Here is a 26,072-nt window from a genome sequence, read left to right as displayed (position 1 = left end):
CGTGTTTGAATGTAAGTGGGCGGCGGTTATTTTTTCCCGCCACCAAACCATGCGGCGATGCCACGCAGCTCCGCTCCCGTTCCTTCCGTCAGACCCTTCATGCTGAATCCGTGCTCAAAGAGCACCATCCAGACAAAAGTGGCGACGAGGAAAGCGAGGGTCCAGAGGACTTTGGAGAGAATGCGCATGCCAGAATTTTGAATACTCTATGAAGAAAAGGGGGGAATCGTCCAGCACGGAGTTACGCAGATGAAAAATGGCAGGCGGCTTCATTCCTTCTCAAACAACAGCCGCAGGCTGTTTAAGCACACCACCACTGTGCTGCCCTCATGCGTCAATACGCCCAGCGTGAGGGGTACGACGCCGAACAAGGACGCCACCGCCATCACGATCACGCTGCCCAGGGAAATGACCAGATTTTGCTGAATGATGCGCCGCGCTTGCTGGCTGATGCGCCGTGCGGACAGCAGTTTTTCGATCTTGTCCTGCATCAGCACCACGTCGCTCTGCTCCAGCGCGGCGTCGCTGCCTCGCGCCCCCATCGCCACGGATACGTAGGCTGCCGCCAGGCTCGGCGCATCGTTCACACCATCCCCGATCATCGCCACCTTGTGGCCGGCCAGCGTCAGTTCGCGGATCGCGGCCACCTTGTCCTCCGGGTGCAATCCAGCGCGCACTTCAGCGATGCCGAGTTTCTCCCCCACCTCGATCGCCGCCGCACGGCGGTCACCGGTCAGCATGATCGTGCGCACGCCATCGGCGGCCAGTTTTTCCAGCACGGCCCGGCTGCCGGCCCGGATCTCATCCTTCAGCAGCACCCGGCCCACGATCTGTTCATGCACCACCCAGACCTCGCTGAAGCCCAGCGGTGCGTCCGGCACCCCGGCCAGCACCTCCCCCAGGGCGCTGTCTTTGACGAGTTCGCGCCGTCCCACATAGCTCAGCCCAGCGGCCGTGCGCCCGCGCAGCCCCTGGCCGGCGATGGATTGAAACTCGGCCAGCTTTTCCACCACGATGCCCTGCGCCTTGGCATACTGCGTCACCGCACGCGCGATGGGATGGTTCGAATTCGCTTCCAGGCTCGCGGCGATCCGCAGCACGTCCTCCTCCCGGCCGGCGGGGAAGCTTTCGATCTTCGTCACCTTCAGCTCGCCTTCCGTCAGCGTCCCCGTCTTGTCCATGGCGATGACATTCACCTCGGCAAGCTTTTCAATCGCAGCACCACCACGGAACAGAACCCCGCGTCGCGCCCCCCAGGCAATCGCCGCCAGAATGGCCGAAGGGATCGAAAGCACCAGCGCGCAGGGGCTCATCACCACCAGCAGCGTCATGGCGCGGTAAAACGAAGACTTTGAAGCGGCGGTATTTTCCAGCGGCGGAATGCCAAAGCCCAGCCACCACACGAAAAACATCAGCGCCACCACCCCGAGCGTGAGCAGCGTGTACCGCGTGCCAAAGCGGTCCGTGAACCGCTGGCTCGGCGCGCGCAGATGCTGCGCGGTCTGGATCATCGTGATGATTTTTGCCAGCGCGCTTTGCGTGGCCAGCCGGTCCACACGCACCTGCACCATCCCCCATTGGTTCAAAGTGCCCCCGTAGATGGATGCACCCTTCTCCTTGGCGATCGGCAGCGCCTCGCCGGTCAGCGTCGATTCATCCGCCGCCGTCGAGCCCTCAATGACCGTGCCATCCACGGCGAAGAGCTCGTCCGGCTTCACCACGATCACATCGCCCACCTGCAGCGTCTGCACGCCACGGTCCGCCGTCGTTCCGTCGGGTTGCAGCACATGCGCAAATTTGGGTGCCGCCTTCGTCAGCGCATTGATCTCCCGGTGCGTGCGGAACATCACAAAATGCTCCAGCGCACCCGAGGTCGAAAACAGGAACAGCAGCAGCGCGCCCTCCTCCCACGCGCCAATCGACACCGCACCCGTGGCCACGGCCAGCATCAGGAAATGCACATCGAGCCTCCCCTCGCGCAGGTTTTCCCAGGTGTCCTTCGCCGCATCCCAGCCGCCTGAAATCAGCGAGATGGCGAACAAGCTTTTCGGCAGCCACGCCGGTGCGGAAAAGAAACGCTCGGTGATGTAGCCCGCCACCAGTGTCACGGCGCACAGTCCCGCCTGCAGCGCCAGCACGCGCCACTCATTGTCGCTCTCCTGCTCCATCTCATCCGGCTCCGGCCAGGCAAAGTCGCGCCATTTCCAGAACTTCGGTGCCGTTGGGCAGGAAGGTTTTTCAAGCACAAAGGCCCCGTCCGCCTTCTGCTGCACATCCAGCATCCCGCTGCTCGGCGGCACCTGGCTGTTTTGCTTCAGCCACCGGGCGTCCACCGCCCGCAGCACTTCGGAGAGCTTCGCCTGCAGCAGCTCGCCATCCACCTGACCCAGGGTGGCCATCTCGACTCGTTTCGACTCTGGATTCAACCGGATCGATTCAATCGCCGGCTCTTCCATCAGGAACTCGGCCAGCGCTGTCATCCAGGTGGATGAGTCGGGAGGGGCAGGGGTGGAATTTGGCATGCGCGTGAGAGTGAATCACTACGAACAAGCAAGCCGCGTGACAACCTCTACTTCTTCGCACATCTTCTGCACATGATTCGCAGTCTCATCGCCGGATCGCTGCGTGTGTTCTCTGGTTCCGTCGCCCGCTGGCAGGGTTGCGCGCCGGAGTTGGTGCAGCGGGTTTACTTCGCCAATCACACCAGCAACCTCGACGGTCCCGTGCTCTGGGCCTCGCTGCCTGCCCCCGTCCGCGCCGTCACCCGCATGGTCGGTGCCAAAGACTACTGGTCGGTCGGCCGCGTGCGTCCCTTCCTGGCCTGCCATGTATTCAATGCCGTTCTCATCGAGCGCAAAAAGCCCACACCTGAGGCCAATCCGCTGGTCGAAATGGTCCAGGCCATGGGAGACCGCCACTCCCTCATCCTCTTTCCCGAAGGCGGCCGCCAGACCACTCCCGAGCCGCAGCCCTTCAAGCCCGGACTCTTCCACCTCGCCAAAAAGCGGCCCGATGTGCAACTCGTCCCCGTGTGGATGGAAAACCTCAACCGCATCCTCCCCAAAGGCGAAGTCCTGCCCGTCCCCGTTCTCGGCAGCGTCACCTTCGGCGAGCCCATCCGCCTTCAAGAGGACGAATCAAAGCCAGAATTCCTCATCCGCGCCCGCGAGGCCGTGCTGAAACTGCGGCGGTGATTTTCTGCTGAAGACAGCGGCATGCTACTTCAGCTCCTTGATCCGCACATTCCGATACCACACACGCAGCGCCTCATCTTGAAAAGCGATGTGGCCCAGGTTCGGACGGTCCGCCATCTTGATGTCGTCCAGGCTGGCATCGATGACCTGCTCGCCATTGAACACCACCTTCACACTGCGGCCTTTGACCGTGATGGTGTACCGGTTCCACTCGCCGGCGGGTTTGACCATGTTCTTGGAAGGGCCAATGCCACCCACAATTCCGCCGCAGTCATGATGCCCCGGTTTTTCGAGTCCATAGGTGTCCAAAATCTGCACCTCAAAGCCCGTCTTCACCGGCTCCTTCATGTCGCCCACGCGCATGAACACTCCGCTGTTGCCCTTGGCGTTGATCTTGAATTCCAGGTCCAGCACGAAGTCGCCGTACAACTTCTCCGTGGCGATGTAGGCATCATACCGCTGCCAGCCTTTCTCCCCCTCACGCGGGTGCAGCGAGACACTGCCATCAGCCTCCACGACCCAGTTCCCCGTCGTTTTCCAGCCCGCGAGGTCCTTGCCATTGAAGAGCGGGACGAAACCTGCCGCGTCCGCCGCAGGGTGAAGATCTTCTGCGTGGACGGAGGCAGCAAGGCAAAGGCAGGCAAAGAGAGAGGCAAGTTTCATGGTGGTCAGCTTCAAACGGTCCGTCTCAGCCAGATAAATCCCCGTTTGACATCAAGGCATCTATTTGGAACATATCAACGTATCCTGATACGTTGATCCGTTCCATTTCACCCTAACCCGAACCCACCACACACACCTCATGTCAGACTATAAAGTAAAAGACATCGCCCTCGCCGACTTCGGCCGCAAAGAACTCGACATCGCCGAGAGCGAAATGCCAGGCCTCATGGCCACCCGCGAGAAGTACGGCCCCAAGAAGCCTCTCGCTGGCGTCCGCATCACCGGCTCCCTGCACATGACCATCCAGACCGGCGTGCTCATCGAGACGCTCAAGGAACTCGGTGCTGATGTCCGCTGGGCCTCCTGCAACATCTTCTCGACTCAGGACCACGCTGCTGCTGGCATCGCCGCCACCGGCACCCCTGTCTTTGCCTGGAAGGGCGAGACCCTCGAAGAATACTGGTGGTGCACCTGGAAGGCCATCATCTTCCCAGGAGACAAAGGCCCGCAGCTCATCGTCGACGACGGTGGCGACGTCACCCTCCTCATCCACAAAGGCTATGAGATGGAAAACGGCGACAAGTGGGTCGACTCCCCCTCCGACAACCACGAAGTGAAGGTCATCAAGGACCTCCTCAAGGACATCGCCAAGAACCAGCCCGGCATTTTCCACACGATCGTCAAAGATCTGAAGGGCGTCTCCGAAGAGACCACCACCGGCGTCCACCGCCTCTATGAAATGGCCAAGGCCGGCAAGCTGCTCTTCCCCGCCATCAACGTGAACGACAGCGTCACCAAGTCCAAGTTCGACAACCTCTACGGCTGCCGCGAATCCCTCCTCGACGGCATCAAGCGTGCCACCGACGTCATGATCGCCGGTAAGGTCGGCGTCGTCTGCGGCTACGGCGACGTGGGCAAAGGCTGCGCAGCTGCCCTTCGCGGCATGGGCGCCCAGGTCATCGTCACCGAAATCGACCCTGTGTGTGCCCTTCAGGCCGCCATGGAAGGCCATCGCGTGATGCCGATCGAAGACACCCTCGGCTACGGCGACATCTACGTCACCACCACTGGCAACAAGGACATCATCACCCTCGCCCACATGGAGAAGATGAAGGACCAGGCCATCGTGTGTAATATCGGTCACTTCGACAACGAGATCCAGGTCGACAAGCTCAACGCCCGCACGGACGTCAAGCGCCTCAACATCAAGCCTCAGGTGGACAAGTACACCTTCCCGGCAGGCAACAGCATCTTCATGCTGGCGGAAGGCCGCCTTGTGAACCTCGGCTGCGCCACCGGCCATCCGAGCTTCGTGATGAGCAACAGCTTCACCAACCAGACCCTCGCTCAGATCGAACTCTGGGAAACCAAGGACACCCGCCCCGTCGGTGTGACCGTGCTTCCAAAGAAGCTCGACGAAGAAGTCGCCCGCCTCCACCTCGCCAAGATCGGTGTCAAACTCACCGTCCTCTCCAAGGAACAGGCCGACTACATCGGCGTCCCCGTCGAAGGCCCTTACAAGACCGATCACTACCGCTACTAAAGTAGCCCGGCTGCGCCGCAACTGGCGCCTCATCCATCACAACCCCAAAACCACGAGGGCGGCCAGCAATGGCCGCTCTTTTTTGTCCTCAGGTTTTACACTCCATGAACTTCTGGATGAATGCGCCAGTGCATGGAAAAATCCTCATTGCCTGCATGGCAACGATTACTCCTTCATCATAAAACCGAGCAGCATATCATCCACTGCTCCTCAAGCCGCCAGTCCTAGCTCTTGCGGCCTGCAGGTGCTGGCTTGGGCTTTTCCTTCTTCGGCTTTTTGACTTCCTTTTTGTGAGCGTTGTTGCCTTTGGCCATAATGATATGCGTGTTGTTGGGCGCACATGGATTGTGGCTGAGCCGCATGCCTCTTGCAAGGCATGGCTGCCAACATTTTGCAATGCAACGTTAATGGATGGAACTAGGGGGAAGTCGCGCATGGCATTGCCGATTTCGAGCCATGGCTAAATATTTATTTAGCCATCCGCCGCCCATTCCGATTCACTTAAGATGATTGTGTTTAGACTTGGTGTTTGCTTGTTGCAATGACTGGCTAACAATAGATGCATCACCCATGATGCAATAATCATGCTTACCTCAGCTCGGTCATGAAGATACCTTTGCTTTCTCACTGTCCCGGCACCAACCACGCTGGCGGTTCTCATGGGTCAATCCAGCCGCTTCTCTTCCTGCAGCGCGAAGGAGTCGGCATCATCACGTCTTGGCAATGAAGCTTTCCCGTTGGATGCCACCTTCGTCAGCGGTGTTGCTCCCGCTGGCGGCGCTTAGCATTCAGTGGCTGTGCTGGTCATGGCTTCAGCCATTTGTCTGGTTCTTGTTCTACCCGGCCGTTTTTTTCAGTGCCTGGAGGGGGGCTTTGTGCGGCGGACTCTGGGCGACGGCCTTCTCCACGCTCATCGTGTGGTATTTTTTCATTCCAACGCAGCGCTCCTTCATCTTTCAAGACTCCCGCGCCTTCCTTTCTGTGGTCATGTTTGCAGGCATGGGCGTGCTTTTCGCGCTGGTGCATGAACGACTGAAGCAGTCCAGCCGGCAGGTGACGGATGCGCTGGCTGCCGTCCGCGCTGCCAACGAACAATTGGAGTCCCGCGTCCAGGCGCGCACGCTGGAACTCACGGCCAGTCGTGAATCAAACCTTCTCAGTGAAGCGCGCATGCGGGGCATTGTGAGCTCGGCGATGGATACGATCATCAGCATGGACAGCACTCACTCCATCATGCTCTTCAATGCAGCAGCGGAGGAGATGTTTCGCTGCCCTGCGGCGGAGGCCATGGGACAGCCTCTGAGCAGGTTCATTCCTCACATGCCCGTACTTCATGTGGATAAGGCCGGACACTCAGCTCCTGCCGCCCCCTCCAAACGCTTGCTGGAACCATTGGAAGGTGTTCGCGCAAATGGGGAAACGTTTCCGATCGAAGGTTCCATTTCACAGGTCGAAGTGGCAGGGCAGTCGATCTTCACAGTCATTCTCCGCGACATCAGTGAACGTCAAAAGGATGAAGAAGCGACCGCGCTGCTCGCCGCCATCGTTGACTCCTCGGCCGATGCCATCATCGGCAAAGATTTAAACAGCATCGTGACTAGTTGGAACAAAGGTGCTGAAGCCATGTTCGGCTTTCCGGCCAGTGAGATGCTGGGGCATTCGATCACAAAAATCATCCCACCAGACCGGCACAACGAAGAAGACCTGATTCTGTCCCGCGTCAAGCTTGGCAGGCGGATGGAGCATTTTGAGACCATGCGGCTGACCAGGTCGGGTGAGCAGATCGCGGTCTCCGTCACAGTGTCGCCCATCAAAGATTCCCATGGCAATGTCATTGGGGCTTCCAAGATCGCACGTAACATCACAGAGCAGCAGATGGCGAAGGCTGCGCTGCGCCAGAGTGAAGCACGCTTCGCAAAGGCTTTTCAGTCCAATCCTGCGGCCATGTGCATCACCACCATCCGCGATGGCCGCTTCATCGAGGTCAACGAGCGCTACTGCCAGCTCTTCGATTTCACGCGCGAAGAGCTCCTCGGCCAGACGTCTGTAAATCTGGCGTTGTGGGATGATCCGGCAACACGCACCGCCGTGATGGAGAATCTTCAGGCCCAGGGGTTTGTTCGTGATCGCGAGACGCAGTTCCGGCGCAGGAACCGCGAGCGGCTGGACGCGCTGATCTCCATGGAACTCATCGGTTTTCCCGGCGAAAACGATTCAGTGGTGGTGTCCATGTTTGCTGATATCACGGAGCGCAAACGTTCCGAGGCGGCCTTGCGGGCCAGTGAGGAGTGGCTGCGTCTGATCACCAATCTGGTGCCCCATGGCATCTTTGCCAAGAATGCCGCAGGCCGTTACATCTTTGCCAATCCAGCTCTGGCTGAGACCCGCGGTCTTCCTCTTGAGGACATTCTGGGCAAAGATGATTTCGAACTGGCGCCAGACAGGGCGCAGGCGGAGGCCTGCCGGGCGGATGACCGCGCCGTCCTGGATTCTGGCGTCACAAAGAACATTGCCGAGGAATACCACACGGATTTGTCAGGCCGCACGCGTGTTCTCCAGACCATCAAGATGCCTTTCATCGTACCCGAGACCGGAGAGCGTGCGGTCTTTGGTGCATGGGTGGACATCACCGAACGCAAGTCTGCCGAGGAGGAGGTGCAGCGCCTGAATGCAGAACTGGAGCAGCGGGTGGTCGAGCGAACCGCTCAGCTTGAAACCGCCAACCGCGAGCTGTGCCAGAGCCGCGCAGAGCTCAAAAGCCTCTTTGAATCGCTGCCGGGTTTGTACCTCGTGCTCACACCAGAATTTAAAATCGTGGCCGTAAGTGACGCCTATTTGGCGGCCACCCTGACCACCCGTGAAGGCATCGTGGGACGAGGGCTTTTCGAGGTGTTCCCCGACAACCCGGATGATCCCGAGGCCAACGGAGAGCTGAATCTGCGGTCCTCGCTCAAACGTGTGCTGGCCAACGGTGTGGTCGACACGATGGCCATCCAGAAATACGACGTCCGCCGCCCGGATGGCGTGTTTGAGCCACGTTATTGGAGTCCTATCAACTCTCCCGTGGTCGGTGCCGACCACAAGGTCCAGTACATCATCCATCGCGTGGAGGAGGTGACCGAGTTCGTGCTCAGCAAGTCACGGGCCGTCAGCAGAGACACGGAATTTAACGCCCGCATGGAGCAGATGGAGGCGGAGATTTTTCAAAGTTCTCAAAAGGTGCAGGCGGCCAACCAGCAGCTCGAAGCCGCCAACAAGGAGCTGGAGTCCTTCTCCTACTCCGTGTCTCACGATCTGCGTGCCCCGCTGCGTGCGATGGATGGTTTTTCCCGCGCGGTGCTGGAGGACTATGGCTCTCAACTGCCTCCCGATGGACTGCGCTATCTTCAGGTCATCCGCACCAGCGCCCAGCGCATGGGCAATCTGATCGACGACCTGCTGAGCTTTTCGCGACTGAGCCGGGCGACTCTGAGCAAACGCACCATTGATGCCCGCAGACTCGTTCAGGACGCACTGGAGGATCTCAGCGCCCAGCGGGCGGGGCGGGGCATCCAGCTGATCATGGGCGAACTTCCCGCGTGCGAGGGTGATCCTTCCCTGCTGAAACAAGTGTGGATCAATCTGCTGTCCAATGCCATCAAATACACCCAGAAACGCGCATCCGCAGTGATCGAAGTCGGCTGCAAAACGGACGGGCCCGTCAGCATTTATTTCGTGCGGGACAACGGTACCGGCTTTGACATGCGCTACGCCCACAAGCTGTTCGGCGTCTTCCAGCGCCTGCACCGCGCGGAGGACTACGACGGCACCGGTGTCGGACTCGCCATCGTGCAGCGCATCATCCACCGCCATGGGGGCAGGGTCTGGGCGGAAGCCGTCGTGGACCAGGGAGCCACATTTTATTTCACTTTAGAAGGAACCAACCAACCATGAACGAAACACACATCGTCGAAATCCTGCTGGTCGAGGACAGCCTGGAGGATCTGGAACTGACCCAGCGCGCTTTGCGCAATGCCAACCTTGGCAACCGCATCCAGATCGCCCGGGATGGGGCGGAGGCGCTGGACTTCATCTTCTGCGAAGGCCCTCATGTGGGGCGGAGGATTGAGGACACGCCCAGATTGATCCTGCTCGACCTGAAGCTGCCCAAGGTGGACGGCTTGGAGGTGCTGGAGCGCATCAAAGGTGACCCTCGCACCAAGCACATTCCTGTCGTTGTTCTCACCTCTTCCAAAGAGCAGGTGGATGTCGTCAAAAGCTACCAGCTCGGGGTCAACAGCTACATTGTCAAACCGGTGAACTTTGAAGGGTTCACCGCTGCTGTGCAGGAGCTTGGCATGTACTGGCTCCTGCTCAACCAGCCTCCCAAGTTGGAAAAATAACATGAACCAGCCACTGCGTGTTCTCCTCGCAGAGGACAATCCCAACGATTCCGAGCTGGTGCTGCGCGCCTTGCGCCAGGCCGGCTTCGATCCGGACTGGACCCGCGTTGAAACGGAGCCGGAGTTTCTGGACCAGCTGATGCCTGATCTGGACGTCATCCTTTCAGACTACGAGATGCCAACCTTCAATGGGCCGCGTGCTCTGGAACTGCTGAAGCAGAGCGGCTATGACATTCCCTTCATCATCATCTCCGGCACCATCGGTGAAGACGTGGCGGTGGAGATGATGCGGCTGGGAGCCACCGATTATCTGCTCAAAGACCGTCTGATCAGGCTCGAGATCTCTGTCAGGCAAGCCTTGGAGCAAGGGCGTTTGCGCAGAGAGCGCGCCAAGGCCGCCGAGGCGCTGAGGCAAAGCGAGCAGGAACTGCGGGAACTGACGGCGGAACTGAAAACCGAACGTGCACATCTGACGGCTGCTCAGACCGTGGCCCAAATGGGCAGCTGGGACACCGATCTCTCCACGCTGGCCGTGACTTGGTCTGCCGAAACCTATCGCATCTTTGAACTCACGCCCGGTCAGTTTCAGCCGACGCACCAGAACTTTTTGGATGTCGTGCATCCCGCAGACCGCGAAAGGGTGAATCAGGCTTTTAACCAGTCGCTAGGTCAGGACTCCGTGAACTCGCTCGAACACCGCCTCCTGATGCCCGATGGCAGGATCAAGTTCGTCGAGGAGCAGTGGCAGGTCTTTCATGATCAGCAGGGCAAAGCACTGCGCGCACTTGGCACCTGCCGGGACATCACCGACCGCAAACAAGCGGAGGAGGAACTGCGCTGGAAGACAGCCTTTCTCGAAGCCCAGGTCTGTGCTTCCATTGATGGCATCCTCGTGGTGGACCAGCAGGGCCGGAAGCTCCTGCAAAACCAACGGATGGTCGATATTTTTCAAATCCCCCGGCAATTTGCGGACGACAAAGATGACAGCGGCCAGCTGCAGTGGGTCACCTCGAGGACAGTCAATCCCGAGGCCTTTGCCGCACGTGTGCATCATCTCTTCACTCATCCTGAGGAGATCGGTCGTGATGAGGTGGAGCTCAAAGACGGCACCGTGCTGGACCGCTACTCATCCCCTGTGGTAGGCAAAGATGGCCGGTACTACGGCAGAATCTGGGCCTTCCATGACATCACCGCGCGCAAGAAAAACGCCACCGCACTCCTGGAATCCAAACGTTTCCTGCAGTCCACGCTCAATGCCCTGACCTCCCATATCGCCATCCTGGACGAGCATGGTACCATCATCGAAGTCAATGAGGCCTGGAACCGGTTTGCCAGCGAAAACGACTTCAGGGGGATGCACCGTGGCGTGGGAGACAACTACCTTCATCTCTGTGATGCCTCGACCGGCAGATTCTCCGAGGAAGCCGCCCTTGTGGCTGCCGGCATCCGTGCCGTCATGGCCGGGAGGCAGGCTGAATTTCACCTCGAATACCCCTACCATAGCGCCAGCGAGCAGCGCTGGTTTGTCGTGCGCGTCACCCAGTTCGGCGGCGAAGGTCCGGTGCGTGTCGTCGTCGCGCATGAAAATGTCACCGAGCGCAAGCTGGCCGAAGAGGCGCTGCGCGAGAGCGAGGAGCGCTTCCGCCAGATCGCCGAAACCATCCAGGAAGTTTTCTGGATCACGGACATGACGAAGCAGCAGATGCTTTACATCAGCCCGGCCTATGAGCGCATCTGGGGCCGCTCCTGCGCCAGCCTGCAAAGCAATCCGCACAACTGGCTGGAGGCGATTCATCCGGACGACAGGAAGCGTGTGCTGCAGGCCGCCACCACCCAGCAGGCGGCTGGCACCTACGATGAGGAATACCGCGTCATCCGCCCTGATGGGTCGCTGCGGTGGATACGCGACCGCGCCTTTCCCGTGTCCAATGCCAGCGGGGAGATCTACCGCGTGGTCGGTGTGGCCCAGGACATCACCGAACGCAAACGTTCCAGGGATAAGTTGCATGAGCAGGCCTCCTTGCTGGACAAGGCACGGGACGCCATCCTGGTGCGGCACTTCGAGCACGGCATCACCTACTGGAACAAAAGCGCCGAGTTGCTCTACGGGTGGACGGCTGAAGAGGTCAGAGGCCGTCAGACCGGAGAACTCCTCTACCGCGATCAGACCGCCTATGAACAGGCCATCGCGTCCGTGCTCACTCATGGCGAATGGAATGGTGAGATTCAGCAGATCACCAAGGCAGGCGGTTTGCTTTTAGTTGAGGCACGCTGGACGCTGGTTCGTGATGAAGCGGGTCGCCCGCAGGCCGTTCTGGCCATCAACTGTGACATCACCGAGAGGAAAAAGCTCGAGCAGCAGTTCCTTCGTGCCCAGCGCATGGAAAGCATCGGCACGCTCGCCGGGGGCATCGCCCACGATCTCAACAACGTCCTGGCCCCGATCCTCATGTCCATCGAACTGCTGCGCATGACCTGCCGCGATGAGCGCGCCACGGCGGTGCTCTCCACCATTGAGACCAGTGCCAAACGCGGTGCGGACATGGTGAAGCAGATCCTTTCCTTTGCCCGCGGCGTGGAGGGAGAGCGCATGGTCATCGATGTCCGGCATATCATCCAGGACATGCAGCATCTCGTTCAGGACACCTTCCCGAAGCAGATCGTCTTTCGTGCGGAGCTGGACAAGGAGCTTCCCTTGTTCTCCGGTGATCACACCCAGGTGCATCAGGTCCTGCTGAACCTCTGCGTCAACGCCCGCGATGCCATGCCCAACGGCGGCACCCTCACCGTCACCGCCACCACTCTTCAGGTGGACGACCACTACGCCGGCATGACTCCAGGCTCCATTCCGGGGCGGTACCTCAGGGTCAAAGTGACGGACACCGGCACCGGCATCCCGCCGGAGGTGGTGGACAAGATTTTTGATCCCTTCTTCACCACCAAGGAGCATGGCAAAGGCACCGGCCTTGGGCTCTCCACCGTGCTCTCCATCGTCAAAAGCCACGGCGGCTTCCTCAACGTCTACAGCGAGCCCGGCAATGGCACCACCTTCACCATCTGTTTTCCTGCCATGGAGGCCCCGGTGGGTGCGGCCACCAAAGTTCAGGAAGACACGCACCCACGTGGAAACGACGAACTGATCCTCCTCGTGGATGATGAAGCCGCTGTGCGCGCCATCACCCAGCAGACGCTGGAGACCTATGGCTACCGCGTCCTGGTCGCAGCAGACGGCACGGAGGCGGTGGCGCTCTATTCGATTCATCGCTCAGACATCGCCGCCGTCGTGACGGACATGATGATGCCCGTCATGGGAGGGCAGGCCACCATTCAGGTTCTTCAAAGGCTCAATCCGAATGTCAAAATCATCGCAGCCAGCGGACTCGCCAACGATGGCAGTTCAGCCCGGTCCGCCGCCATGGGGGTGAAGCACTTTCTGCCCAAGCCCTTCACGGCCCGGACCATTCTGACAGCACTGCATCAGGTTCTCAGCGACCCCGCATAGGCCGTCTCCTCAGGCCTCCCCCGTTTTCCTGCCGCCCAGCCCCCATGCCTGGGCATAATGATGCGCCAGTCGCAGCTTCTGCGCTGCCTTCACCGAAATGACGAAGGGATACAGCGCCGGCTCGCCAAGGCTGAATGAGATCTCGTTGAGCACCGAGGAGAGGCACATCCAGCGCTGCAACCACGCGAGAAATTCGCCATCCTCAGCAGGCGTGGCAGGCAGCATGGCCGGGAGTGCTCCCGATTCCACCGGCAGTATCACCAGCGGCAGCGCGATGAACTGCACCTGGATTCCCAGGCTCTCACAAGTCTCCAGCCCTTCGATGATTTGCAAATAATGCGCCCAGGTTTCTGCCCAGTCTTCCCACGGATGTGAGGAGGCATAGGCGGTGATGTAGTTCTGCCCCCAGTCCCCGGGAGCACCGTTTTGATAATAAGTGCTCAGCGCTGCTGCGTAGTCGATCCACTCATCTCCGAAGCGTTCACGAAACGCCAGTCGCAGCGGGTCATCCCATGCCAGCTCCGACAAATTTCGCTGCCACAGGTAGTGCGCGCTTTCATGCCGGAAGTGTCCCAGCAAAGTGCGGCTGCTTTCGCCGAGCTGCTGCCGGTTGAACTGACGGTACGTGTCATCCGCTTCTTCCAGGTTCACCGTGATCACGCCATTGAGATGGCCCGTGGTCACCGCTGGATTGGACAGCGTGCTCACGATGTCAAAAGCCAGCCCGTTCTTGGGGTCGTCCTTCTTCGAAGGCAAGCCGATTCCAAGGCGCAGCAAAGTGTAGATCAGCCGCCTTTTCGCCATCTCCATCCGCGCCCACAGCATGCGGTTTCTGTCCGCGCTCAGATCAGGGATCGTACGGTTCATGCGGCAGGCCACACAAAGCACCGCCGTGGCGCTGGCCGGCAGCAGCCAGTTGCAGACGTTGTGCTTCACGCCGTTCTGGCAGCGCTTCATTGTGCTGTCGGGCCGCACACGTTGCATCGCACCCCGTTGCGGATCATAACCCACATCGCTGCTGCACTTCAAACAGCGTGAGCTGCCGAAGAAAAGCACATTGCCGCACTCACAGGTAAATCGTTGCATTAAAGTGGGTCTCTCCTCGACGCGAATGGGGCGATTGTCATGTGAAGGTTCATCGCCCCTGCTTCTTTGCGCGGATGTGAAAAAGCAGCTCAGTCTTGTTTTGGATTGTTCTCCGCAAGAAGATGACCGCCACACTTGATGGCACTCATGATTTTTACCCAGCGTGTTCTCAGCGGATTCAACTGCCTTCCCAACGGCGAATCTTGGATCAAAGGCATCGAATTCCGTCGCAGCGACGTGCCACAATAAGGTGTCAGGCAAGAATGCACTCAGTTAAGGCGAAGTGTCGTCTATCCGAGATGCTGGACACTCTCTGCGCATTCTTGCAGGGACGGCTCTCTCTTTCACCACCCGCCACCTTGCCCGCACCAGCCCCAAAGGGGCTGCGGAATCAGCCCAGGGGCAGCCGAGCCTCGGCGAGGCGACCCTGGGTATGGCAACACGCACCAGGAAGCAAATCCAGCGCCTTCGCCACACCCTACGGCCACCAGCAGCGTCCGCCATAAGCTCCGCCGCGCGGATAGAGCGCCGCCAGCTCCAAAACTCACGATCAACACCCATAACTGAGCGCCATTCGGGTCACGCAACGACACGTCCCTTCAGCGGCGCCCTTGCATCCTTCGCCTTCGGATTCATCGCCGTGATGCTGTTCATGAAAGTGATGCTCACCTCGTCGCCCTCAAACCGGCACGTCACCGTATCACTGTGCGGTGTCTCATAGTAGCGCCACTGCATGACCAGCGTTTTGTCATCCGTCCACGCCGCGCTCGCGGCGATCTTGGAAGGCACGGGCTTCTTCGGCATACCGCCAGAAATCAGACGCGGCGGCGTCCCTGGGAAAGCCGCTTCGCCACGCTGCCAGGACTCAATCCCGCACGTGATCGTCTGATCGTCGGCGGAGAAGCTGCAGGCCCCGTCACCAAAACTGAAAGCCGCAGTGTTGAGGCCAAGCGCGTTGCCTTCGAGTTTGAATTTCTTGCCGATCGCTGCCGGTGAAGTCTTGCTGCCCTGCTGCGGCGCCAGTGCCAGCGTCTTGAGCTTGCTCAAATCAGCAGCCTTCGGTTCCTTGGCATCGATCACAGGCAGCAGGTGCTTCCACACCAGATCCAGCTGGCCCTGCATGTTTTTGTTCTCACTGGTCATCACGATCACCGCATCCTGCTCCGGCAGCACAATGGTGAACTGGCCAAACGCCCCGTCGCCACGGAAGGCCGTGCCCTGGCAGCGCCAGAACTGATAGCCGTAGCCTTGCAGCCAGTCGTTCTGCGCCTTGGGCCGGTCCTTCTTGTCTCCGCCCGGCTGCTGGATGTGAAAACGCGTCGCCTCTTCAATCCACGCCGCAGGCAGCAGTTGTTTGCCATTCCACTGGCCCTTCTGCAGTAGGAACTGGCCAAACTTCGCCAGCCCCTCCGTCTGAATGCTCAGCCCCCATCCGCCCGTGTTGATGCCATGCGGACACGTTTCCCATTTCATGCCCGTGATGCCCAGCGGCGCAAACAAGCGCGGCGTGAGGTAGTCGAGCACCGTCTGATGCGTGACCCGCTGCACAATGGCCGAGCACATGTACGTCGCCGCGCTGTTGTACATGAACTGCGTCCCCGGCTTGTGCGCGAAGTTCTGCGCCAGAAAGGTCCGCGCCCAGTTCTCCTCTTTGACCACCACGCCCGTCGGCTCCTTCTCATTGCCGGTGGACATCGTCAGCAGATCCTTCACCCGCATCGCCGCCAGGTTCTCGCTGATCGTCGCCGGCAGGTCATCTGCAAAAAACGACACCACCTTGTCCTCCACACTCAGCTTCCCTTCGGCCACGGCAAAGCCCACCGCCGTGGAGGTGAAGCTCTTGCTCATCGAGTACATCGTGTGCACGAATTCCGGCCCATACGGCTTCCACCACCCTTCCGCGATCACCTTGCCATGCCGCAGCATCATGAAGCTGTGCAGTTCAAACTTCTCCCGCTCGATGGCATCCATGAAATCAAGAATGCCAGCAGCCGCAACGCCCTGCACCTCAGGCGTACTGCGCGCCAGTTGCAAGCTTGTCTCCTCTGCAAAAGCCCGCGGAATCCACAGGCTGAATGGCGCAAGGCTGGCGGTGCGAAGAAAGGAACGGCGTGAGGTGCTCATACAATGAGATTACAAGAACCAGTGCGAATATGACAAGCATGAATGCCACTCAGCGAGGGCAGTTTGTCTTTGGTTCACGATGCCAGCATTCAGCGCGTCCTTGCTGGAATACCTTTCTCTTCATCACTCCGCCCCGCGCCTGCACCAGCCCTGAAAGGGCTGCGTAATATAGCCCAGGGATGCCGAGCTTTGGCGAGTGCTTCCCTGGGTATGCCAATACACGACCGGGAAGCAAAACCAGCACCTTCGCCACACCCCACGCTCACCAGCAGCGTCTGCACTGGGCTCCGCCGCGCGGACAGCGTCCCGCCAGCTCCAAAGCCCGCGATCAACACCATCAACCCCTCATCATTCAAGTCGGGCACAACCCACAAGCACCAGATCAAAACCCGGTGTTCGGAAACCAGCGGCTGAAATGGTTCTCATCCAGCCGCGTCAGCGGAATCGTCAGCGGCTGCGGCACACCCTCCTTCGCCCAGCGCTCCAGCTCATCGCGATGCCCCAGCTTGCCCAGCACATCAAACACATTCCCAGGCGACCCCTCCAGCCAGCCCTTCATCACCTGCGGATCCCAAATCGCAATGCCCGGATCTCCTGCAGCAAGATATCCAGCCGCCTGCTTGCACAGTTCCTTCGGCTTGCCCGTTTTCCAGGCGATCACCATCGGGTACGCCTTCGTCTTCGTGCCCTTCGTGATGCGCCGGTAGTACTCCATGTCGATCTTCCCCGGCGTCTTCTCAAACGACGTATGATACGCAAACCACGTCGTCGCCAGATCATCCACGAGTCCCTTCTGAATCCAGTTCGGCAGATCCAGCCCCCAGCGCTGGTTGTCTGCCTCCTTCGCAAAGGTGCCCAGCGAAATCTTGTAGCGCTCCTTGCGGCCTTGCTTCGCCGCAGTTTCATCCAGCAGCGCACGCACCTCCATCATGAAGTCCGTCATGATCGCCGCACGCGTCGCATGAATGCGCGGATCATCATCCTCCACCGCCTTCGCATCAGCGTTGTGCATCGCTTTGAAGCGCTCGCAAAACGCATCCTCCCACAGCATCAGCGGCATGCCCCTGTTAAACAGAAAGCCCACGCCCTCCGGCTGCAGTTCCAGCGTCTCACGGAAAACCTCGATCAAATGCTTCCGCACCTCAGGGTTGGCATAGCTCATGAAAAACGTTGGCGTTCCGTCACGGTCAAAGCACCGCCACTCGGGGTGCTCATAGAAGAACTTGCTGTTGAACGTCTCCTCATACGGCATCGATCCCACCCAGCCCGCAGGCCGCAGCATCACGTGAAACTCCGCCCCCTGCGCCTTGGCCGCATCTCGCGCCACCTTCAGCGGATTCACGCCTTTCTTGAACAGCGTCTCCAGCGAGCGCGTGTAGGTCGCATAGGCGCCGCTGGGGAAATCCACCGTGCCTTCACCGGCATACGTGCCGACCTTGCTCTGATAGCACACCAGATCCGCCCCCGTCACCTGAAACCACCACTTGCCAATGTCGGTCTTTTCAAAGCCGCGAAACTCCTCCGCCAGCTCCTCCGCCGTCGTCGGCTTGAACGGCCAGATCCAGCTATGCCCGTCAAACGTGGCAATGGACGTGCGCTGCTGCGATTGGGCCTGGCTCGCCTTCACCTCCGCATCCGTCAGCGGCACCACCTTCACATAGCAAACCGTCGCCGGCAGTCCCGGCATCGGCGCGATCTCAACCGACTGCCCGTGCAGATTCGCCACCGTGAGAAAGCACTCCTGAATCACCGCCCGCCGGTTTTTCAGCAGCGCCAGATTGTTCGCCATCCGCTTGAAGACCGGCTCATCGCTCAGCTTCGCCTTGATGCCATTGCCCCCGATGTTGAAGCCACCCGAGGTCGTCGCAAGACCGACATACACCGCATGCCATCCACGCTCGGCCAGCGGCAGCCTGACCCCCGGCGGATTCGTCGCGCTGTAGATCGACAGCGCCGTGCCTTTCATGTCCGCCGTGGTGAAGGGGATCATCTTCCACTTTCCCTTGAGCCGCTTGCCGGTGATCAGCGCGGATGCCGGTTCCATCTTGGACAAATCCGTCATGACCACCGCCTTCGCCGCCTGTGAGAAACCGCGTGAGTCAGTGGCAAAAAACTCCGCCGCTGGGGTGGCCACAGTTTCGGCATGAGCAATTCCGACGAAGAAAACAAGAAGGAGGACAATGAGCCGGTTCATGCGGCACAAAACGAGTCATGCGGTCTCATGCTTGCGGGTTGTCTGAGATAGCGTTTCCAAAAAAAACCTGAGGTCTCTCGGCAGCCGTTGGAAAAACACCACCTCTGCCAGCCAGCCTCCCCGGTTCGATCCCGCCTTTTTTCGTGGCCACTTGTGCGACCAGCCAGGTGGCGCCCAACGTGAAAGTGATGACGAGCAGGGGACGAGCGGCAAAGTTCATGGCGGCAGGCGTTGGCGGTGAAGACGTGGCAATCCCCGGTTTATATCAGAAGCTTGTTTGGAGACAACCTCCCGGCCACCTGTCTTCCCAGCTCATCGGTCGAAAGGACCCGTCTGCATTTTGGCATTGGAAAACCCTTTGCTTCACAGCAGCCCTTGCCATTCTGCGCGCTTCCATCCCGCATGCATCCGGACATCTCCCCCATCGCCGCTGATCTTGGCATTGCGCCAGAGCATCTCATTCTGCACGGCCGTCACATGGCCAAGGTCAGTCTCAAGGCCCTGCACAATAAACCGCAGCGCGGCAGGCTGATCCTCGTCTCCGCCATCACACCCACACCGGCGGGCGAGGGCAAAACAACCGTCTCCATCGGCCTCTCGCAGGGATTGAAGAAGATCGGGCAAAGCGTGGCCTTGGCCCTGCGCCAGCCCTCGATGGGTCCGGTCTTCGGTCGCAAAGGCGGTGCCACCGGCGGCGGCAAAAGCACCGTGCTGCCCGCGCATTCCATCAATCTGCACTTCACCGGAGACTTCCACGCCATCACCTGCGCGCACAACCTCCTCTCCGCCGTCATCGACAATCAGCTCTTTCTCGGCGAAACGCGGCTCTCGCCCGACCGTGTGCTCTGGAAACGCGTCATGGACATGAACGACCGTGCCCTGCGCATCGTTCGCACCGCCGTGGGCAAACCCACCGAACGCGTCACCGGTTTCGACATCACCGCCGCCTCCGAAATCATGGCCATCATGTGCCTCGCCGAGTCGCTGCCGGATCTGCGTCATCGTCTCGAACGCATCGTCGTCGGCTTCACCGCCGAGGGCGATCCCGTCTATGCCAAGGAATTCCGCGTCACCGGCGCCATGATGGCTCTGCTGCGTGAGGCGCTGCCGCCCAATTTGGTGCAGAGCGTTGAAGGCGTGCCCGCCTTCCTTCACGGCGGCCCCTTTGCCAACATCGCCCACGGCTGCAACTCCGTGCTCGCCACCCGCATGGCACTCGCCCATGCCGACTTCGCCGTCACCGAGGCCGGTTTCGCCTTCGATCTCGGCGGGGAAAAATTCATGCACATCAAGTGCCGCCAGAGCGGACTCGCACCTGCCGCCATCGTCATCGTCGCCACCGTGCGTGCGCTCAAGATGCACGGCGGAGCCGCCTTGGACCAGCTCACACAGACCGACACCGCCGCCCTGAGCCGCGGACTGGAAAATCTCGCCGCACACCTCGACAGCGCCGCGCAGTTTCAGCGCCCCGTCATCGTCGCGGTCAACCAGTTCACCAACGACCACCCCGACGAACTCGCCCTGGTGCATGAGTTCTGCCAGTCACGCGGCGTTCCCAGCGCCACGGCCAATGTCTTCGGGGAAGGGGGCGCAGGCGCAGTCGAGCTCGCCGAAAAAGTGCTCGCAGCTCTGACGCCGGAAGTCCCGCAGCTGCCCTTCCTTTACCAGCCTGATGACAGCGTCGAAACCAAGCTCACCGCCATCGCCACCAAGATCTACGGCGCAGACGGTGTTCTGCTCACCGAGGAAGCGAAGGCCAAGCTGGCGCTGTTTGCACGCAGCGGCTTCGACAGGCTCCCGCTCTGCATGGCCAAAACCCAGGACTCCCTTTCCGACGATGCGAAAAAGCGCGGACGCCCGCGCGGCTTCACCATCACCGTGCGCGATTTCGAAATCGCCAACGGCGCCGGATTCCTCGTCGCCCTCACCGGAACCATGATGCGCATGCCCGCGCTGCCAAAGATCCCCGCCGCCGAGCGCATCCAGGTCACAGATGACGGCATCATGAGCGGCATCTAGCCATGCGATGTCTTGCCGTCACCGGGCGCACGCTCTAGTTTGCACTGCGCATGATTTTGGCCCGCACGTTCATCATTGGTTTTCCGTTGCTCATTGCAGCGGTGGCTGCGTGGGCGGTGCATGAGTCCAGACTCAGCCGCACGGATCGTGCCGGCGGTGTGGTCGTCATGCTCTCGCAGAATGAGCCGGCTCTGAATCCTTTTCTCCCCGCCACGGAGATTGAGCGCGAGATCACAGATCTCGTGCATGAGCCCCTCATCCGGCTGGGTCCAGACGGCACCCTGCAGCCCGGGCTGGCGGAGTTCTGGCGCTGGACGCAGGACGTGACCTGCTGGTTCGCGGACGAAGCCACCGCCAAACGCGCGCAGGAGCTGCTCCAAGCTCAGATCGGTGAAAAAAACCGCTGGGCCGAGTGGCATCTCAGCTCCGCCCGCGTCCTGCAAAACCGTCTCCTGCTGAGTTTCTCGGAGCCCAACTCCGCCGGTGTCCGTCAGGCATTTGAAGTCGTCGCCGGGCTGGATCTCAAGCCGGTCGTGTTCTGGCGCATCGAGCGCCGCACCCCGCTGCGCAAGTCGTGGGACCTCTTCATGGCAGGCTCCTCGCAGGCGGGGCTGATCCAGCGCGTCTGGTTCGATGGGGCAAACGCCTGTGAGATCGTCGTGGCGGGGGATTCGCATCGGCTGCTCGAAGACCTGCACCGTTTCCTCGACGCCAGTGAAAAAGAACCCGCGTCCATCAATCCGCTCGCGGAAGTCGGTGCCTTGAGCGAGCCCGTGCTCGACCTCGACATCCGCCCCGGCCAGCTCTGGCATGATGGCAAACCCGCGACGGCGGATGATGCCAAAGTGACGCTCGAATTCCTCCGCGCCAACGACTGGTCGCTGCCAAATCGTGAAGCCCTCAGCAACATCCAGACCCTGGAGTCACAGAACAAAGGTTCTCGCCTGCACGTGTCCTTCCGCCGCCGTCAGGGCACCGCTCTCTGCGTCTTCGTAAATCTGCCCATCCTGCCCGCTGAGTGGCTGCGTGCTCATCCCGCAGCGCAGGAGTCTGATTTTGCGCACCATGCACCGCCGGGTGCGGGCACCCACCGCATCGCCCTGCGCGACCCCCGCTCGCTGCTGCTCAAGCCTGTGCATGAGGACAAATCGGTGCCGGGATTCTTGTTCAACTTCTCCGCTTCACCGTTGGTGACGCAGATTGGCATGCGCACTCATACCGTGGATCTGGTATGGCCTGCGACTGATCGCACCCAGCTGGAACGCCTGCGCTTCACCCCGCCTCGGCAGCGCCTGGTCGTGCTGTGGAACACCCGCCACGAAGTTTTGCAGCATGAGCGCTGCCGTGAGGCGCTGGCGCTGGCCACCGACACGGATGAACTCATCCGCACCCTGCCAGGTCGGCTTGGCCACGTGGATGCCAGCCTGTTCGCTCCCGGCCTGTGGTTCAGCACCCGCGCAAAGAGCCCGCCGTTTCAGTTGGAGCAGGCATGTCACATCCTCGCTGAGGCAGGTTGGAAGCGTGATGACAAGGGTGTGGCGCGCAATGCTGAGCATCCGTTTCGATTCACCTTGCTCGTTCCGGCTGGCGACACTCTGCACACGCGCACGGCAGACTTGCTCGTGGCGCAGTGGCGGCAGCTCGGAGCCGAAGTGAAGATCGAGCACGTCCCGGACGCTCAATCTCTCTCTCAGCGTCTGCATGACCACCGTTTTGACGCCGTGCTGCTGGACCAGCGCTTCGAGGTTTCCTGGGATCAGCTGCCCTGGTGGCACTCCTCTCAGGCCAAAACGGGAGGCAGCAATTTCTGCGGCATTTCTGATCCGCAGATCGATCTCCTCCTCGAAGCTCTCTCCGCTGAATTCGATCCCGATCAGGTGCCAAAACGTGTGCGGGAGCTTGAGGCAAAGCTGCTTCCCCTTCATCCCTTGCTCAGTTTGTTCACCACCCATGACGAAGCGGCTGCCATGCCGGGCCTCCGCGCGCAGAGTTCCACGGGCGGCCCTGTCTCCAGCTGGACGCTGCAAAGTCTCATGCTTCCACCCAAGCGCACGCAGCCCGCTCCGGCACTCAAGCTCCAGCTGCGCTCCCGTGATGAAGAGCCGGAGGTCCAGCGGCCCAAAACGCCGGCAGATCCCATCAGCAAACTCCAAATGCGTCTTCCGGAATGATGAGTCTGCAGCCATTCTCATTACCGCCCCGGTGGCCGCCATTGCGCCTGCTCCTCGGCGGCATGATCGCCGCAGGGCTGGTGCTGCTCTTCAAGCGCCACGCTCCGGTGGCACCCTCTGCGGACTTCTGGGCGCGCTGCGGCTCCAGCCTCATCGTGCTCGCCATCGCCCTGCTGCTGGCGTTGTGCATCGGAGTCTTCGTCGGGCTGCGTGCCCGGCAGATGGGCCCGCGCATGGAGCGCTTCACCGCGCTGCTAGGCCGTGCGCTCGCGTGTGTGCCCGTGGTGGTCCTGGTCTGGGGCTTCATCAGCGGCTGGATCGGCCGTCTGGGCTGGCCGGTCGAATCCCTGATGCCTGCGCAGTTCCCGGATGGTCAAGACTCCCGGCAGGTGCTGCTCGCACATGCCCTCTGGAACTTTCTGGCTCCCGCTCTGGTGCTGGCTCTGGCCCTGTGTGGTGAAATGATTCACGCGGTCATCATGAATGGCAGCGCCGTGTTGGATCTCGATTTCTCGCTGCGCGCTCGCGGAGTACCCAAAGCATCGCGGCTCTGGCTTCATCATCTCAGCCAGTTGCGGCCGCTGCTGCGGGTGCGCCTGCAGTCCCTGTGCCTCATCGCGCCGGTTTACCTAGTCATCATCGAAGACGCCCTTCACTTCATGGGCTGGGGGGATTGGATGGCCCAAAGCCTCCGTGCCGGTGATGCCCCAGGCATCGCACTCGGCTTCGCCAGCATCGGAGCCATGCTGGCCCTCTTGTGCTCGTGCCTGCGCCCGCTTCCGGGCAGGCTGAAATCCGCCGACGCCTTCGTGGCCACGCTCGCGTGGCAGCCATGGCTCCTCTGGGCGCTCGGCGTCGTGGCCCTGCTTCCATCCTCCTTCATCGCATGGATCATTCTCTGGATCGCCGTGCTCCTGTCCGGCTGCGCAGGCTGGCATCAGGCCTGGAACCGCATCGAGTCAGAGCTGCCTGTCGATGCCGCCCGTGTCTGCGGCGCGACTGACTCCATGATCTGGCGCACTCACATCGCGTTCATCCTGTTTCGCATGCTCACCGCCTGGCTGTGCACCGTGTGTGCACACACCCTCCTGAGCATTGCCGCTGCCTGCGCCCTGCTGCCCCGGCTGATCGATGCATTGAGCGCGCCTCTCGCCAAAATCTACCGCCCGCTGGCCATCGCCTCGGCTCAGTCGGCCATGCAGACGCTGGCAGATCCCACCGCGCTGCTCCAGTCCGGCGCCTGCATCGCTCTTGCCGCCTTGTGTTTGATCCAAGTCAGCCGCATCGTACAACCTCGACTCTCCTGAGCCCATGTCCGCCGAAGCCACTCCTCCCAAAGATGCCCCGCTGCTCTGCATCCGCGATTTGCAGATCGAATTCAGCCGTCATGACGCCGCGCCCGTAAAAGCCGTCAAAGGCATCAGCCTCGAGCTCAAGCGCGGCGAGTCCATCGCCCTCGTCGGTGAAAGCGGCAGCGGCAAAAGCGCCACCGCACTCTCCTTCGCCCGCCTCCTCCCCGAGCCACCCGCCAAAATCACCGCACGGCAGATGACGCTCAACGGCCACGAAATCCTCGAAATGAACGAGCGCGATCTCCGTGCCATCCGTGGCAAGGAGATCGCCTACATCTTCCAGGAGCCCACCACCTCGCTCAATCCCGTCCTCACCATCCGCACGCAGATCGGCGAGGCCCTCGCCCTGCATCGCCCCGATGTCAGCAAGGCCGGGCGCGACGACGAAATCGTCAAGTGGCTCGACAAAGTCGGCATCGTCGATTCCCGCAAACGTCTCCACGCTTACCCGCACGAGCTCAGCGGCGGCATGCAGCAGCGCGTCATGATCGCCATGGCCCTCTGCACCCAGCCCAAGCTCCTCATCGCCGACGAGCCCACCACCGCGCTCGACGTCACCATTCAAAAACAGATCATGGACCTCCTCGCCCAGCTCCGCCGGGATCTCGACATGTCCATCATCCTCATCACCCACAATCTAGGCATCATCCGCAGCGTCGTGGACCGCGTCGCCGTCATGTTCCGTGGTGAGATCGTCGAAACCGGCCCCGTCGATGAAGTCCTGCGCAATCCGCAGCACCCCTACACCAAGGCCCTCCTCGCCTGCGTCCCCCGCATGGGCCCCAAACAGCCCCGCCTCAAGGCCATCGACTACACCCTGCTCGACGCATAATCGGCATTATTGAAGTTCGCGGAATAGACTGACATGAATTTTTCCTGAGGGTGCATCACGCCGGGCACACAGCCTGGCAGGGGATCGACACTTCAAAAATCAACAATCCTTGTTCATCAATCGTCAATCACGCACAGCCAAGATGTTCTGGAGCTGAAGGATTGACGATTGTCGAACAATCGAGGCGTTGATTGACGAAGTTCGAAACCATCGTCGCACGTACGCAATGAATAATGTCACCCTGTTTTGCGAGTCTCAATAGCTGCCTGTTGGTGCAATGCTGAGGGCAGAAGACCTCTCGAAAAGCCGACAACCCCAAAGGGGTTACGAACCATAGCGAAGGGTTGCCGAGCCTCAGCGAGGCTACCCTGGTAGCAGCATCACCCTGCCGGGAAGCAAACCCAAAACTCCGCCACACGCCGCGCTCACCAGCAGCGCCTGCCCCGCCCCGCCGCCGCGATCAAACGCCGCTTTGAACCCACCAATTCCGCAAGAGGCCTGTTGCACCTCACCACCCGCTCATGGTAGCCTCCGGCCATGAAAGCCTGGCTCATCCTCTTTGCGATGGCAGCGCCGCTCAGCGCGCAGGTGGTCCTGCCGTCCACCGGCAAGAAGTTTGAGACCCGCACCATCAATGGCAGCGGCGGCACCAGCGGCGTCAGTGTCAACGCCACCACCCAGCCCGCTCCGCCCGCCAAGACCAGGCTCACCTCCTACTTTCGTCTCGGCGAGCCCCGCCAGTGGAAGAGCACCGATGGCAAATCCCTCCTCGGCGCCATCATCATCTTTGAGGATGCCGTGATCGAATTCGAAGCCGCCACTCCCGCCGCCGCCCGTGAAGCCGCAGGCAAAGCCCCACCACCCAAGATGCCCGAAAAGCCCACCCTCATCCGCGAGGGCAAAATCCGCCTGCTGGTAAACCAAAAACCCGTCGAAGTACCTCTCGAACGCCTGAGCGAAGAGGACCGCAAGTACGTCGAAGATCTGAACGCCCGGCTCCCCAAGTGATC

17 protein-coding genes are annotated in these 26,072 nt (G+C 60.7%); 10 read left to right on the top strand and 7 right to left on the bottom strand.

Annotated features, from left to right (window positions below; genetic code table 11):
• Nucleotides 1-26: 26 nt before the first annotated feature.
• Together AC24GY_RS26950 and AC24GY_RS26945 are read right to left on the bottom strand one after the other, a co-directional pair.
• Complete coding sequence (locus AC24GY_RS26950) at nucleotides 27-188, bottom strand: hypothetical protein (protein ID WP_184339791.1); 162 nt, start codon at nucleotides 186-188, stop codon at nucleotides 27-29.
• A gap of 81 nt (nucleotides 189-269) precedes the next feature.
• On the bottom strand, nucleotides 270-2,522 hold the full coding sequence (locus tag AC24GY_RS26945) for a heavy metal translocating P-type ATPase (protein ID WP_487689345.1): 2,253 nt from the start codon (nucleotides 2,520-2,522) through the stop codon (nucleotides 270-272).
• 72 nt (nucleotides 2,523-2,594) lie between these two features.
• Here AC24GY_RS26945 and AC24GY_RS26940 point away from each other — a divergent pair, with 72 nt between their 5' ends.
• Nucleotides 2,595-3,194 carry a lysophospholipid acyltransferase family protein gene (locus tag AC24GY_RS26940; protein WP_422319651.1) on the top strand — a complete coding sequence of 200 codons (600 nt, stop codon included), beginning with the start codon at nucleotides 2,595-2,597 and terminating at the stop codon, nucleotides 3,192-3,194.
• A 24-nt stretch (nucleotides 3,195-3,218) separates the two neighbouring features.
• Here the strand turns inward: AC24GY_RS26940 and AC24GY_RS26935 are convergent, their stop codons facing one another.
• Nucleotides 3,219-3,857 (bottom strand): 3-keto-disaccharide hydrolase, encoded by a 639-nt coding sequence (locus AC24GY_RS26935; protein ID WP_487689342.1) that lies wholly within the window; start codon nucleotides 3,855-3,857, stop codon nucleotides 3,219-3,221.
• A gap of 139 nt (nucleotides 3,858-3,996) precedes the next feature.
• On the opposite strand from AC24GY_RS26935, the gene ahcY reads away from it, so the two are divergent.
• On the top strand, nucleotides 3,997-5,400 hold the full coding sequence (gene ahcY / locus AC24GY_RS26930; RefSeq protein WP_461526237.1) for an adenosylhomocysteinase: 1,404 nt from the start codon (nucleotides 3,997-3,999) through the stop codon (nucleotides 5,398-5,400).
• Between the two features lie 224 nt (nucleotides 5,401-5,624).
• On the opposite strand, the gene AC24GY_RS26925 is transcribed toward ahcY, so the two are convergent.
• Nucleotides 5,625-5,762, bottom strand: a complete 138-nt coding sequence (locus tag AC24GY_RS26925; protein WP_487689340.1) for a hypothetical protein — start codon at nucleotides 5,760-5,762, stop codon at nucleotides 5,625-5,627.
• Between the two features lie 379 nt (nucleotides 5,763-6,141).
• Here AC24GY_RS26925 and AC24GY_RS26920 point away from each other — a divergent pair, with 379 nt between their 5' ends.
• Genes AC24GY_RS26920 through AC24GY_RS26910 form a run of 3 tightly spaced genes read left to right on the top strand, consistent with a single transcriptional unit; the run spans nucleotide 6,142 to nucleotide 13,284 of the window.
• On the top strand, nucleotides 6,142-9,333 hold the full coding sequence (locus AC24GY_RS26920) for a PAS domain S-box protein (protein WP_487689338.1): 3,192 nt from the start codon (nucleotides 6,142-6,144) through the stop codon (nucleotides 9,331-9,333).
• Entirely contained in the window at nucleotides 9,330-9,782 is a 453-nt protein-coding gene (locus AC24GY_RS26915) for a response regulator (RefSeq protein WP_487689336.1), read from the top strand. The genes AC24GY_RS26920 and AC24GY_RS26915 overlap by 4 nt, the downstream gene beginning before the upstream one ends.
• 1 nt (nucleotide 9,783) lies before the next feature.
• The gene (locus AC24GY_RS26910) at nucleotides 9,784-13,284 is read left to right on the top strand and encodes a PAS domain-containing hybrid sensor histidine kinase/response regulator (protein WP_487689334.1); all 3,501 of its coding nucleotides are present in this window, start codon (nucleotides 9,784-9,786) and stop codon (nucleotides 13,282-13,284) included.
• 9 nt (nucleotides 13,285-13,293) lie between these two features.
• On the opposite strand, the gene AC24GY_RS26905 is transcribed toward AC24GY_RS26910, so the two are convergent.
• The 3 genes from AC24GY_RS26905 to AC24GY_RS26895 form a co-directional block, all read right to left on the bottom strand.
• Nucleotides 13,294-14,370, bottom strand: coding sequence for a zinc-binding metallopeptidase family protein (locus tag AC24GY_RS26905; RefSeq protein WP_422319662.1), 1,077 nt, complete (start codon nucleotides 14,368-14,370; stop codon nucleotides 13,294-13,296).
• A gap of 579 nt (nucleotides 14,371-14,949) precedes the next feature.
• On the bottom strand, nucleotides 14,950-16,494 hold the full coding sequence (locus AC24GY_RS26900; RefSeq protein ID WP_487689332.1) for a serine hydrolase domain-containing protein: 1,545 nt from the start codon (nucleotides 16,492-16,494) through the stop codon (nucleotides 14,950-14,952).
• A 382-nt stretch (nucleotides 16,495-16,876) separates the two neighbouring features.
• Nucleotides 16,877-18,688: a glycoside hydrolase family protein gene (locus AC24GY_RS26895; protein ID WP_487689330.1), complete on the bottom strand. Its 1,812-nt coding sequence runs from the start codon at nucleotides 18,686-18,688 to the stop codon at nucleotides 16,877-16,879.
• Nucleotides 18,689-19,090: 402 nt separating this feature from the next.
• Between AC24GY_RS26895 and AC24GY_RS26890 the strand changes: the two genes are divergently transcribed.
• From AC24GY_RS26890 to AC24GY_RS26870, 5 genes are all read left to right on the top strand, one after another.
• Nucleotides 19,091-20,707: a formate--tetrahydrofolate ligase gene (locus AC24GY_RS26890; RefSeq protein WP_487689328.1), complete on the top strand. Its 1,617-nt coding sequence runs from the start codon at nucleotides 19,091-19,093 to the stop codon at nucleotides 20,705-20,707.
• A 50-nt stretch (nucleotides 20,708-20,757) separates the two neighbouring features.
• Nucleotides 20,758-22,878, top strand: a complete 2,121-nt coding sequence (locus tag AC24GY_RS26885; RefSeq protein ID WP_487689326.1) for an ABC transporter substrate-binding protein — start codon at nucleotides 20,758-20,760, stop codon at nucleotides 22,876-22,878.
• A gap of 41 nt (nucleotides 22,879-22,919) precedes the next feature.
• The gene (locus tag AC24GY_RS26880) at nucleotides 22,920-24,185 is read left to right on the top strand and encodes a hypothetical protein (RefSeq protein ID WP_487689324.1); all 1,266 of its coding nucleotides are present in this window, start codon (nucleotides 22,920-22,922) and stop codon (nucleotides 24,183-24,185) included.
• A gap of 4 nt (nucleotides 24,186-24,189) precedes the next feature.
• Nucleotides 24,190-25,062 (top strand): ABC transporter ATP-binding protein, encoded by an 873-nt coding sequence (locus tag AC24GY_RS26875; RefSeq protein ID WP_487689322.1) that lies wholly within the window; start codon nucleotides 24,190-24,192, stop codon nucleotides 25,060-25,062.
• 537 nt (nucleotides 25,063-25,599) lie between these two features.
• Nucleotides 25,600-26,070 carry a hypothetical protein gene (locus AC24GY_RS26870; RefSeq protein WP_487689320.1) on the top strand — a complete coding sequence of 157 codons (471 nt, stop codon included), beginning with the start codon at nucleotides 25,600-25,602 and terminating at the stop codon, nucleotides 26,068-26,070.
• Nucleotides 26,071-26,072 lie beyond the last annotated feature (2 nt).

Source organism: Prosthecobacter sp. Pr1 (assembly GCF_057652315.1).
The sequence above is the reverse complement of the archived record's forward strand: the minus strand, read 5'-3'. Positions and strand labels throughout refer to the sequence as shown.